This is a genomic window from Dorea sp. D27 (assembly GCF_001185345.1).
Taxonomy (GTDB): Bacteria; Bacillota; Clostridia; order Lachnospirales; family Lachnospiraceae; genus Extibacter.
On sequence record NZ_KQ236743.1, the window covers coordinates 1,200,326 to 1,212,647 of the forward strand.

The window sequence follows — 12,322 nt, forward strand, 5'->3', positions numbered from 1 at the left end:
ACGTGTCCCTTTTTATTTTTACCCTGTCCCAGGTCATATTTTCTCTCCTTATCCACTACACTGGTAATAATAGAATCTATATGGAGAGTTGCCAATGAAGCGATTCTTTGCTCTACTAATATGCGTATTTTTATGTACCCAGTCTGTCGCTCTTGCCGCGCCGCCGGACAACATCCTCCTCTACGAAGAGGACACCGGCCAGAGCGAGGAACCAAACAGTGATGCCGGCGCGGATGAAAGCACGGACACCGAATCGGATTCCGGCGCCGGGCAGGATACTGCTTCCGGCCTCACCGTCTCCGCGCCGTCGGCTATCCTGATGGAAGCTTCGACCGGACAGGTAATCTACGAGAAAGAAGCAGATGAGCAGCGCCCGCCTGCCAGCGTGACAAAAATCATGACACTGCTGCTCATATTTGACGCTCTGAAGGACGGAAAAATCAAGCTTGAGGATTCTGTGTCTACATCGGAATTTGCTGCTTCCATGGGAGGCTCTCAGGTATTCCTGGAGCCTGGTGAGACTCAGACCGTCGACACGATGATCAAATGTATCGCTGTGGCATCGGCCAACGATGCCTGCGTAGCAATGGCGGAATACATATGCGGAAACGAAGAGGAATTTGTAAAAAATATGAATGAACGCGCCAAAGGGCTTGGCATGAACAATACACATTTCGTAAACTGTAATGGCCTGGATACAGATGGACATCTCACGACAGCCAGGGATATCGCGCTGATGTCCCGCGAATTGATTACTACATACCCGCAAATCCGGGACTATTCCATGATATGGATGGAAAACATAACACATACAACCAAAAAGGGAACTACAGAATTTGGGCTGACTAACACTAACAAGCTCGTGCGCCAGTATGAATACGCGACAGGCCTGAAGACAGGGTCAACAGACAAAGCAAAATACTGTGTCTCAGCCACTGCAGAAAAAAACGGCATGGAATTGATTGCTGTCATAATGGCTGCCCCCGACCATAAAGCCCGCTTCAGCGATGCAACCACGCTGCTGAATTATGGGTTCGGGAAATGCAACAAATACGAAGAAGAAAAAGTCGCCTCTATCAAGCCCGCCCCACTCACCCGGGGAGTGAAAAAGAAAATCAAGGCAGAACAGATAGAGCCATTTGCCTACATAGACACAACCGGGGCTGACCTGAACAGCATTGAAAAGAAAAAAATATTGAAAAAGAACTTGAAAGCCCCGATTAAAAAAGGAACTAAAATCGGAGAGATGAAATACTATCTGGCAGGAAAAGAAATCGGCAGCAAGGATATCATTGCCGGAGAAACGGTCGACGAAGTAAGTTATCAGAGTGCGCTGAAAGACGCACTGAATGATCTGCTGCTATAGGCAGTGGGGACACGTTAAAACGAATTGGGGACGGAGGTTTTTAAAAAACCTACCGTCCCCAATTCGTTTTAACGTGTCCCCAACCGTCTGTAACGGTTCAGGCAAGCGTAGATTTCCTGTCTTCTCGGCAGTGCCAGATTGCCCGGAAGATATGACTCGTCGCAGACTGCTTTGAGTCCCATTTTATCCAAATCGGATGCCAGCTGTTCTACAAGCTGCCGTATCGTTGTCTTTCCGTCCATCATGCACTCTTCCATATGTTTTACGATGTAGCCAAGGCACGTCAGCTGTTCTGTATCAGCCAGCTGCTCCACATAACGCAGGTCAATCGTGTCATGATTCAGCTGCACGCCGTCTTTTCCAAGCGTCTTTATCTTGATACGCCCTTTCTGCTTCAATCCCGGATTGTTTTTGACAAATCTGTTGAATCCAGGCATTTGAGGCTTGTCCGCCGGCAGCTCCAGCCTCGGATATTCTTCGGCTGCCGCCTTTGCCGCCTGCGTAATCTCTTTCGGCACATACCGGTCCATCTGGATGATATCATCTGCCACCTGAAAATAAGCCCCGGAACTTCCCGCTACGATGACAGTAGAGATACCATACATCTCATACAAATCCCTTACCCGCTCTATAAACGGTGTAATCGGTTCCATGTCGCGGTGAATCACCTGCTGCATCAATTCGTCCCGGACCATAAAGTTCGTGGCGCTCGTGTCTTCGTCTATGAGAAATACTTTCGCCCCTGCCTCCAGGCTCTCCACTACATTGGCTGCCTGGGACGTACTGCCGCTGGCATCTTCCGTGTAAAATGCTTTCGTATCTTTCCCGTTCGGCAAGTCATTGATGAACATGGAGATATCCGTATGTCTGATGCTCCTTCCGTCTTCCGCTCTGAGCTTTACCGCAGAGCAGTCTGTCACGACATACTCCCTGCCATCTCCGGCTATATGTGGATATACCCCGGATTCCAGCGCTTTGAGAAGCGTGGACTTTCCATGATAGCCACCGCCTACGATAAGCGTAATCCCTTTTCGGACTCCCATCCCGGAAATCTTACCTTTAAAAGGCAGCTCAAGCGTAACCTCCAGCGATGCTGGCGAGACGAATGCGACAGCTTCCTTCATCGGTTTCTGTGACACACCTGACTCTCTTGGAAGTATAGAACCGTTAGCGACAAACGCTGCAAGTCCAAGCCGGTCCAGTTCACCAAGAATAAATTCCCGGTCCACGCTGAGTTCCATAACCTTTTCTACCATCCGGGCGTTTAAATTCCCATACAGCATTGATTTTTCCACGCAGGCCGGCAGATAATCATAAAGGATCTTAATCAGCTCTTTTGCGTTAATCGTCCGGCCGTTAGCCGGGAAACCAACTTCAAAACGCACGGTGACATCCCCGGTCTGCCCGTCTATTGTGCAGGCCGTGCGTTCCAGAACTTCCTGGCCGCAGCGTGTCACTGAGATAATTCCACTTTTTCCCGAGCCTTTGGCCTGAAACGTATAGCGCGCCGCCTGTGCCGCAAACTGCCTGGTCACATAATCCTGCAGTGCAACGCGTTTGTGCATTTCATCATACAGCCTTACCGGGAATCCTGCCATGCGGCCATGTACTCTGACACTCAGCCTGGACGGAGCCGCAAAGGGGTCTCCCTGGACATGGTCTATAGACAATTCATACTTTCCAAAACGGTAGCTTCCCCTCGTCCCCTTATACGCCGGATAACCTTTGTGATCTATACTATATAACAACTGTTTTAAATCTGATTCTGACTTCATACTCTTCTGTTCCTTACCCATATGATTGATGATCCATGCTGCCTTTACAACTCAACGATTCTTGCCCTGTGATGCACGTGTGGCAGGAATTTAGTGAGCAGATCCTTCGTCTTGAACTTCAGATGGCTCGTATTGATGCCGGGGTTGCAGCCAAACCATTCGCTCTCCGCCACTTCCTTATCCACAATCACCTGCACATAGTCGTCCTCGTCGTTGAGAAGACCTGCCACGCTTGCGGAACCCGGAGTCGTGCCCAGATGTTCCATCATCTTTTCCGGCGGTGCAAACGACATGTGCGATACGCCGAGCTTCTTGCTGAATGACGCCGTGTCAAACGCTTTATCCGCAGGCATGACAAGAAGGAAAAATGTAGTCTTCTTCTGGTTGCAGAGAAATACATTTTTACGGATTTCCGTGCCAATCGCCCTGTCCACAGCCGCACATTCTTCCATAGACGCCGCCGGATCATTATCCACACGCTCATACGGAATCTTCAGTTTGTCAAGCGTCTCATACATTTTGCGCTCCAGCGGCATCCTCTCGTCGTCCGGGGCCGTCGTCGTAATCTCACTGATGTACATATTCATTCCTCCATTATTTCTATTCTCTTTCAGATTGTCATCACGAGTTACATTATAGAGCAAATCTGTAAAAAAATAAACCCGTATTGTGATATAATAAATGCAAATTCAGATTTCAAAGAGGAGGTATGCGTTGTGAAATATGTTCTTGCTTCGGCTTCGCCGCGCAGAAAGGAATTATTAACGCAGGCCGGCTTCATCTTTGACGTTATGCCGGCCGATATAGAAGAAAAAATATCCGGAGGCAATCCCCCGGATATTGTCATGAACCTGGCCCGCCAGAAAGCGCTGCACGTATTCAAGGCACTGCCGGGGGAGGCGTGCACTGTAATCGGTGCAGACACGGTTGTCGTATACAATGGCGAGATACTTGGGAAACCTTCCGGTGCTGAGGAAGCCTATGACATGCTTTCCCTGCTGGCGGACCGTACCCATCAGGTTTATACCGGGGTATCCCTCTTAACGGGCAGCGTCAATGCACCGGATATCCGAACTTTTTATGAAAAGACGGATGTAACGTTCTATCCTGTTACCCGCCAGGAGCTGCAGTCCTACATCATGACAGGAGATCCATTTGACAAAGCAGGAGCCTATGGCATCCAGGGGCCTTTTGCCATCCATGTAAAATGTATCAGCGGTGACTATAACAATGTGGTCGGTCTGCCGATAGCGCGTCTGTACCATGAATTATCCAGGAGTATATGCCATGAGCACTGATATGCACAGGCAGAAACATGAAAAATCAGCCTTGAAAATCTCACTGGCCGGCGGAACTGTCTTTGTCATACTGGAGTTTATCATGGCTGTGTACACAAGTTCACAGGCCGTACTTCTTGACGCACTTTACGACGGCGTGGAACTGCTTATGATATTCTTCTCTCTGTTCCTCGTGCCGCTGCTTTATAAGCCGTCAAGCGAAAAAAGGCCCTTCGGCTATATGCAGATAGAGTCTTTGTTCATGGCTGTAAAGGGCACCATCATGGCCTCGGTGACCGTAGGCCTGATTGTAAATAATATACAGATTATGCTGCACGGAGGACGCCATGTCAGCTTTTCTACCATCGCATATTTCGAACTGTTTGCCTCCGTCCTGAGCGTCGCTGTCATCGTCCTGCTGCGCCGTATGAACGCCAGGCTTTCTTCTCCGATTGTCAGCATGGAGATTCAGGAATGGAGGATTGATGCGGCTGCTTCGCTTGGAATGACATTTGCCTTCTTCCTGCCTGCGGTTATCACCTCAGACTCCTTTGCAGCGGTCACCCCTTATCTGGATCAGATCATAGCAGTCGTACTTTCCCTCTTCATGCTGCCTGTGCCTGTCCGTACTGTCATAACAGGGCTCAGAGACTTGTTCCTGCTTCCCCCCGAGGAAGAGACAGTCTGCCGCATCAAAGAGATTATCACACCGGTTCTGGACGCGTACGGATACGACAGGCTGTACTTTGATATCGTCCGGACAGGCAGAAAGCTGTGGATCAGCGTATATATTACATTTGACCGGGACGAGATATCCATCTCCCGCTTTAAGATTGTACAGAATCTTATTAATCAGGCACTGGCAAAAGAATTTCAGGACTTCTATTTTGAACTCCTACCAGATATTGAAATTACAGAGGACAGAGGGCATGACGCCTAGCTGCTTAACCCGCTTTGGCCGTCTGTCCTCCTGCCGCCTCTTCAATGGCTTCTATCATAATGTCCGTGAGTTTATCCACATCCCTCTTTGTGGCTGTCAGCGGTGGAATCATCCTGTTGACGCTGTCACCGATGGCTGTAATCAATGCCCGTCTTTTCAGAGCTGCCCGTTTCACTTCCCCGGCAATCGGAATATCGTATTCACATCCTGACAGCAGTCCACGTCCCCTCACTTCTATTACATGCGGCAGGGCTGCAAGCTTCTTCTGCAGGTATTTTCCTACCTTTGCCGCATTTGCGCTCAAGTCATTATCCAGAATCTCTGATATGGAAGCCAGCGCGGCTGCGCATGCAAGCGCATTCCCTCCATAAGTGGAACCATGGCTTCCTGTGCCGAGGGCCTCGGCAACTTCCTTCCTTGCACAGCATGCTCCGATAGGCATGCCGCCTCCCATAGCCTTTGCCATGGACACCGCGTCCGGCCTGACACCATACCCCATATATGCCATCACTGTCCCTGTCCGCCCCCAGCCTGTCTGTACCTCGTCAAACAACAGAAGCATCTCATGGTCGTCACAGAGCTTCCTGAGCCCTGTCATGAATTCCTGCGTCGCAGGATGCACGCCTCCTTCTCCTTGTACAGGCTCTATCATGACAGCTATCGTATCTGGAGTCACCTTAGAGGCAAAATCGTCCAGATTGTTGAATTCTGCATAAGTAAAACCAGGTACCACAGGCATAAACCCCTGCTGTATGGCACTATTGGGCTGTCCGGTCGCCGACATGGCTCCATACGTCCTCCCGTGGAATCCATTTTTTGCGGTGATGATATGATAACGGTTCTTTCCATATTTATCCGTACCGTATTTTCTTGCCATCTTGATCATACACTCATTCGCTTCCGTACCCGAATTCTGGTAAAATATCTTATCCATTCCTATCGTGTCGCATATCTTCCTGGCAAGCAGCGCCTGAGGCACTGTATATGGATAGTTAAACGTATGTACGATATCGTCTGCCTGCTCCTTGATTGCCTGTATAACCTTCTCGTTTCTGTTGCCGGCGCTGTTGACTGCCACTCCTCCGTAAAAGTCAAGGTAGGCATTCCCTTTTTCATCATAGAGGTACATGCCTTCTGCCCGCTCTGCGACAAAATCATATCTTGGATAAGTCTCTACCATGTACTTGTCTGTCAGAGCTTTCAGTTCTCTGGCCGTAAGTCCCGTATCCCTCAGTCTCATACTAATCTCCTCACTTTCATATGCCGGGCCGTTTCTATTGTTTCCTGCAGGCCAAATACCTGCAGCCACGCAAAAAGACGCCGTATTTAAAATACGACGTCTTCGTCTGTGACATTATCAGTATATACCTTCCCTGGCTTTTCGTCAATAGCGGTTTCTAAAGCAGCCATAAGTGACATATTTCCATCATTCTTTAGACAGCTTGTCCAGCAGCTTGTCTTTTACCTGCCATACACGGTCAGGTATATCTTCTTTCTTCTCCCGGTATAAGGTGATGAAGAAATCTGCCGCATAGACGACAATAACGATGGTTCCGCCTATTTTTCCTATCATAACAGGGATTACATCCACAATCCCGACTATCATGTTCTGGAGGAACGCAAATAACGCAAGCGTGTAGAACCCCCAGGCGATAGAGCTTTCCAGACATATGATTCCTTTATAATTAAACGGTTTCCTGCGGTAATCCCACCATATCTCGCCGAATATCTTGTTCATGATACCTGCTGTTATAAATTCTATGGATGTAGCAAGCAGCATTCCCATGAAAAACAGCTTCACCGGATGCTCGCTGTATGGCTGCAGCATGAAAAAAACGGTCAGCGCGCCGACTCCATAGATGGGGCAGACCGGGCATCTAGCGAAACCGCGGTTTGTAATTTTACGGTTGCACAATGACATATAGACCGATTCTACAAACCATCCGAGTATACTGTACACGAGGAACCACAGCACGACATGATACGCACTCCAGCCAAATATCACTTTGTTCCACCACATCTTTACCACCTCACTGTTCTTCCTGAGTATTTCTACCGACATGTTCCATCAACGTAAAAATAGAGTGTTGTACCCCAACACTCTATTTATCTGCACATATTAGTTATACTTACGTTTTCTAGCAGCTTCAGACTTTTTCTTACGTCTTACACTTGGCTTTTCGTAATGTTCTCTTTTACGAATTTCCTGCTGAATGCCAGCTTTGGCGCAGTTTCTTTTGAATCTGCGTAAAGCGCTATCTAACGTCTCGTTTTCTTTAACGATTACATTTGACATAGACTCACACCTAACCTCCCTCCAGTCCTATATTGTGCACCATACGACTGTTCGGGTATATTTATTGCACTACATAAGATTATATCACATATTTCTACTACGTCAATATTTTTTCCGCATTTGCTGTAGTTTTTTTCTTATCCTTATTTTTCTTAACTACAGCATATACCGGAAGTCCCACCAGCATGATGATGATACTGCCCACGGAAAGTACCGTAGACTGCAGGCCTGACATGAACAGCTGGTTGACGATGACGTACACTCCGCTGACAACCGCAATAATCGGTACAACCGGATATAGCGGAACCTTGTAGGTCCTCACCGCATCCGGACGGTCCTTTCTGAGCTTCATTACGCCGATGAAAGTCAAGGTGTAGAACGTCCAGCTTGAAAATACCGCAAGGTCCGTGAGCAGGTTGAACTGTCCGCTGATAGCATAGACACAGCCGATTCCCCCGACAAGGATGATGGAATTCGTTGGAACCTGTGCGTTGTTCAGCCTTGCAAGGTTTTTGCTGAATGGGAAATTGCCTTCCGCCGCCAGGGAATACGCCACCCTGGAACCAGACAGGACAAAACCGTTGCAGGCGCCGAATACGGATATCATGATTCCTACCGATATGATCTTCCCGCCGATGTCACCGAAGACCTTCAGAGCTACCGCTGATGCAGGTGCCGTAAGGGATGCCAGTTCGCTTGCCGGCAGTACCCACAGGTACGCGATGTTGATGATGAAATATACGCCCATGATTACGGATACTCCTCCGACAATCGCAATCGGAAGGTCTCTGCTTGGATTCTTCATCTCTCCGGCAATCGCGCCGACACCGGTCCAGCCCTCAAAGGCAAATAATATGGCAACCATAAGCTGTCCTAGTACGACTGCGGGACTCAGACCATCTCCTACCATAGGGCTGAAAATCGGATTGGCGCCGCTGCCCTTTACAAATCCAAAAACCATCAGCAGAACGAGAGGGATCAATTTGCATACCGTAAATACGACCTGTATGCTCCCGCCGACTTTGGAGCCAAGATTATTCAAAAATATAATCAGTATGATGATGCCTATTGCGAGCGGCACGGTAAAGCCATCCCCGATAAAAAGCCCTGCCTGCTGCGCGCAAACGACTGCAAGTGCCGATATCATGGCCGGATAAAAAAGAATCGTCTGCACCCATCCCGCCAGAAACCCGACAACCGGATTATAAATTTCTTCCAGATACGCCACCATACCCCCCGTCTTCGGTATCATGATTGCCACTTCCGCAAAGGTAAGGGCAGCCGCAATACTCGCAAGACCCGTAATGACCCAGGCAATCATGCCAAGACCCGGTGCTCCTCCTGTAGCCGTATAAATCGCCTGTGGCTTAAAGAACACGCCGGATCCGATAACACAGCCGACAACCAAAGCCATGGCAGTCGCCACACCTAAATTTCTCTTCAATTCCCTTTTCTGCTCCATAATCATTCTCCTTAAATTTTCATAGGGGTCAGACCCCTTTGTCCACAGGGGTCTGACCCCTATGAAGATTCTCACACTATTCAGACAATACAAAAGAGGGTATAGGCATACTTATAGTGTATCCTATACCCTCTGTATTTTTACCTGAAAGCTTTACTTCTACGGTGGCCTTTAAAGGCTCTTTCCAGAGTTCCATCCACGGCGGGTACCTGAACCTGAAAGTTTCTTGGAAAGATTAGGTGGCTTTCCAATTGCTTCATCGGTTTTCTGCTGAAAAACAGACAGAAATCTTCCTCGCCGTTTCACTTGGCTTTATTCTTTTATCAGTATATGTGTACCATTTGAATTTGTCAACCATAGTTATTTTTATGACGTTAATCTTCTGACAATGAAGTCTGCAATCTATGATAACTGCCCTTCCAGCACTTCACCTGCTTTGGCAATTGCGTCATCGATGCCGCCCGGATTCTTGCCTCCGGCCTGAGCCATGTTCGGCCGGCCGCCTCCGCCTCCGCCTACAAGTCCCGCGATTGCCTTGATGAGATTGCCTGCATGGGCGCCTTTGTCTATGGCTCCTTTTGTGGCGGTAGCCATGAGATTTACTTTTCCATCACTGGCGGACGCTATCACTATCACCCCGTCTCCAAGCTTCTCTTTCAGCTGGTCACCCAGGTCGCGGAGCCCGTTCATATCCACCCCTTCTACTTTAGTCGCAAGGAGCTTCACACCATTCACTTCTACAACCTGATTCATCACGTCTCCCATGGCATCCTGGGCTAATCTGCTCTTGAGACTTTCCACTTCACTGTGAAGCGCTTTATTTTCCGCCTGGAGATGCGTAATCTTTTCCGCCAGCTTATCTGGAGCAGCCTTGACAAGCTTTGCCGCCTCCACAAGTCTTCTCTCAAGTTCATCATAGTAGTTCAGCAGACCCTTGGATGTCAATGCCTCAATCCTCCGAACCCCTGCTGCAACTCCTGTCTCGGAAATGATTTTGAATGCGGTGATGACGCCGGTATTCTCCACATGTGTTCCCCCACAGAACTCTACTGAAAAGTCTCCCATGCTTACGACACGGACGATGTCACCGTATTTCTCCCCGAAGAGTGCTGCTGCGCCTGTCTTCCTCGCCTCTTCAATCGGCAGGTTCTCCACCTTGACTGACAGCGCGGCCATTATCTGGCGATTGACGATATCCTCTACCTGCCTCAATTCTTCTTTTGACAATGCAGAGAAATGGGTAAAGTCAAAACGGAGCCGCTCTGCGTTTACAGAGGAACCGGCCTGCTCTACATGCGTCCCAAGAACCGTACGAAGCGCCTTATGAAGCAGATGTGTCGCGCTGTGGTTTCTTGCAGACAATGCCCTGACTTCCTTATCGACCTCAAGCGTAACCGTATCGCCCGTTTTAATCATTCCCTTTGCCACATAGCCGACATGTCCTATTTTTCCGCCGAGAAGCTTTACGACATCCTCTACGCGGAATTCCCCGTCTGCAGTACGTATATAACCTTTATCAGCTTCCTGGCCGCCGCTTGTGGCATAGAAAGGCGTCTTTTCTGTAAATACAGTTCCCTTCTCTCCGTCAGACAATGCATCCACAATCTCCGTTTCCGTCGTGAGAACGGTCACGCCAGACTCAAACGACAGATTGTCATAGCCGACAAACTCTGATGTGACACCCGGATCGATGGACTCATACACCGTTGCATCCGCGCCCATATAGTTTGTCACTTCTCTTGCCTCTCTCGCTGTCCTTCGCTGTACTTCCATAGACGCCTTGAAACCGTCTTCATCAACGGACAATCCTTTTTCCTCAAGAATCTCTTTTGTAAGATCCAGTGGAAATCCATACGTATCATACAGCTTAAAGGCATGTCCGCCGGACAGTGTCTTTTCTCCCTTTTTATCCATCTCGGCCTCCATCTCGGCAAGGATGGTCAGCCCCTGGTCGATCGTCTTGTTAAACTGTTCCTCTTCTTTGGCAATCACCTTGAAGATAAAGTCTTTCTTCTCTTCCAGTTCCGGATATCCGTCTTTGGAACCATCAATTACAGTCTGTGCCAGCTCTACGAGGAATTCTCCTTCCACGCCCAGCAGCCGTCCGTGACGGCATGCACGGCGCAGCAGGCGGCGCAGCACGTAGCCTCTCCCTTCATTAGACGGCATGATTCCGTCTGATATCATAAAGGTCACCGAACGTACATGGTCGGTGATAACTCGCAGGGACACATCGGTCTCATCGTCCTGCCCGTATTCCGTCTTTGTGATACGGCACACATAGTCTCTCAGCGCTTTGATCGTATCAATATCGAACATGGAATCCACACCCTGCACGACACAGGCCAGACGTTCCAGCCCCATGCCGGTATCTATATTCTTCTGTTCCAGTTCTGTATAATTATTGTTGCCGTCATTGTCAAATTGGGTAAATACATTGTTCCAAATCTCCATATAGCGGTCACATTCACATCCCACCGTACAATCCGGACTGCCGCAGCCATATGCCGGCCCCCGGTCATAGTACACTTCCGAACAAGGTCCGCATGGCCCGGAACCATGTTCCCAGAAATTGTCCTCCTTGCCAAAACGGAAAATCCTCTCTGGTGCAATCCCAATATCCTTATTCCAGATTTCCCATGCCTCATCATCGTCCAGATAGACAGACGGATACAGCTTGTCCGGTTCAAGACCAACCACCTCTGTCAGGAACTCCCACGTCCATCGGATAGACTCCTTTTTGAAATAATCGCCGAATGAGAAATTTCCAAGCATCTCAAAAAACGTCCCATGCCTGGCAGTCTTGCCTACGTTCTCAATATCGCCTGTACGGATACACTTCTGACATGTAGTAACTCTTTTTCTCGGTGGAATCTCCTGCCCCGTAAAATATGGCTTGAGCGGCGCCATACCCGAATTAATCAGCAATAGACTTTTGTCATTGTGAGGTACGAGCGAAAAACTCTTCATTATCAGATGTCCCTTGCTCTCAAAATATTCCAGGAACATTTTCCTCAATTCATTTACTCCGTATTTCTGCATATATGCCCTCCTGCTTCTATATCCAAAATACCCGTCAGCCACAGGCATCCGGGACAATTTGATACTTAAGTCTTAATTATAAAGAGAACCCGGCTGTTTGTCAACGGGCGGGGACAGGGCAAAATGAGTTTGGGACGGGGAAAATTAATTTTCCCCCGTCCCAA

Annotated in this window: 10 protein-coding genes and 2 riboswitches; of the genes, 3 read left to right on the plus strand and 7 right to left on the minus strand. The window is 48.7% G+C overall.

The window, feature by feature from the left end:
• The first annotated feature begins 94 nt into the window (after positions 1–94).
• Entirely contained in the window at positions 95–1,366 is a 1,272-nt protein-coding gene (locus HMPREF0980_RS05660) for a D-alanyl-D-alanine carboxypeptidase family protein (protein WP_049728114.1), read from the plus strand.
• Between the two features lie 68 nt (positions 1,367–1,434).
• On the opposite strand, the gene HMPREF0980_RS05665 is transcribed toward HMPREF0980_RS05660, so the two are convergent.
• A complete protein-coding gene (locus HMPREF0980_RS05665) occupies positions 1,435–3,141 on the minus strand; it encodes an ABC-ATPase domain-containing protein (RefSeq protein ID WP_049728115.1) in 1,707 nt (568 codons plus the stop codon).
• 44 nt (positions 3,142–3,185) lie between these two features.
• Positions 3,186–3,722 carry a prolyl-tRNA synthetase associated domain-containing protein gene (locus HMPREF0980_RS05670; protein WP_049728116.1) on the minus strand — a complete coding sequence of 179 codons (537 nt, stop codon included), beginning with the start codon at positions 3,720–3,722 and terminating at the stop codon, positions 3,186–3,188.
• Between the two features lie 135 nt (positions 3,723–3,857).
• Between HMPREF0980_RS05670 and HMPREF0980_RS05675 the strand changes: the two genes are divergently transcribed.
• Positions 3,858–4,439, plus strand: a complete 582-nt coding sequence (locus tag HMPREF0980_RS05675; RefSeq protein WP_049728117.1) for a Maf family protein — start codon at positions 3,858–3,860, stop codon at positions 4,437–4,439.
• Positions 4,429–5,358, plus strand: coding sequence for a cation diffusion facilitator family transporter (locus tag HMPREF0980_RS05680; RefSeq protein ID WP_049728118.1), 930 nt, complete (start codon positions 4,429–4,431; stop codon positions 5,356–5,358). Before HMPREF0980_RS05675 ends, HMPREF0980_RS05680 begins: the two co-directional genes overlap by 11 nt.
• 4 nt (positions 5,359–5,362) lie before the next feature.
• Here HMPREF0980_RS05680 and HMPREF0980_RS05685 read toward each other — a convergent pair whose 3' ends face one another.
• From HMPREF0980_RS05685 to alaS, 5 genes are all read right to left on the minus strand, one after another.
• Positions 5,363–6,598 (minus strand): aspartate aminotransferase family protein, encoded by a 1,236-nt coding sequence (locus tag HMPREF0980_RS05685; RefSeq protein ID WP_049728119.1) that lies wholly within the window; start codon positions 6,596–6,598, stop codon positions 5,363–5,365.
• A gap of 186 nt (positions 6,599–6,784) precedes the next feature.
• Positions 6,785–7,378, minus strand: coding sequence for a putative ABC transporter permease (locus tag HMPREF0980_RS05690; protein ID WP_049728351.1), 594 nt, complete (start codon positions 7,376–7,378; stop codon positions 6,785–6,787).
• A 99-nt stretch (positions 7,379–7,477) separates the two neighbouring features.
• Positions 7,478–7,654, minus strand: a complete 177-nt coding sequence (rpsU, locus tag HMPREF0980_RS05695; protein WP_004054229.1) for a 30S ribosomal protein S21 — start codon at positions 7,652–7,654, stop codon at positions 7,478–7,480.
• Between the two features lie 97 nt (positions 7,655–7,751).
• Positions 7,752–9,116, minus strand: coding sequence for an APC family permease (locus HMPREF0980_RS05700; RefSeq protein WP_049728120.1), 1,365 nt, complete (start codon positions 9,114–9,116; stop codon positions 7,752–7,754).
• Positions 9,117–9,238: 122 nt separating this feature from the next.
• Positions 9,239–9,309, minus strand: a riboswitch (glycine riboswitch).
• Between the two features lies 1 nt (position 9,310).
• A riboswitch (glycine riboswitch) is annotated at positions 9,311–9,421 on the minus strand.
• 97 nt (positions 9,422–9,518) lie between these two features.
• Entirely contained in the window at positions 9,519–12,158 is a 2,640-nt protein-coding gene (gene alaS, locus HMPREF0980_RS05705) for an alanine--tRNA ligase (RefSeq protein ID WP_049728121.1), read from the minus strand.
• Positions 12,159–12,322: the final 164 nt, after the last annotated feature.

Excerpts from the sequence above, each read along its gene's own strand:
- HMPREF0980_RS05660 (WP_049728114.1), top strand. The coding sequence starts at position 95 with ATGAAGCGATTCTTTGCTCTACTAATATGCGTATTTTTATGTACCCAG.
- HMPREF0980_RS05665 (WP_049728115.1), bottom strand. The coding sequence starts at position 3,141 with ATGAAGTCAGAATCAGATTTAAAACAGTTGTTATATAGTATAGATCAC.
- HMPREF0980_RS05670 (WP_049728116.1), bottom strand. The coding sequence starts at position 3,722 with ATGTACATCAGTGAGATTACGACGACGGCCCCGGACGACGAGAGGATG.
- HMPREF0980_RS05680 (WP_049728118.1), top strand. The coding sequence starts at position 4,429 with ATGAGCACTGATATGCACAGGCAGAAACATGAAAAATCAGCCTTGAAA.
- HMPREF0980_RS05685 (WP_049728119.1), bottom strand. The coding sequence starts at position 6,598 with ATGAGACTGAGGGATACGGGACTTACGGCCAGAGAACTGAAAGCTCTG.
- HMPREF0980_RS05690 (WP_049728351.1), bottom strand. The coding sequence starts at position 7,378 with ATGTGGTGGAACAAAGTGATATTTGGCTGGAGTGCGTATCATGTCGTG.
- rpsU (WP_004054229.1), bottom strand. The coding sequence starts at position 7,654 with ATGTCAAATGTAATCGTTAAAGAAAACGAGACGTTAGATAGCGCTTTA.
- HMPREF0980_RS05700 (WP_049728120.1), bottom strand. The coding sequence starts at position 9,116 with ATGGAGCAGAAAAGGGAATTGAAGAGAAATTTAGGTGTGGCGACTGCC.
- alaS (WP_049728121.1), bottom strand. The coding sequence starts at position 12,158 with ATGCAGAAATACGGAGTAAATGAATTGAGGAAAATGTTCCTGGAATAT.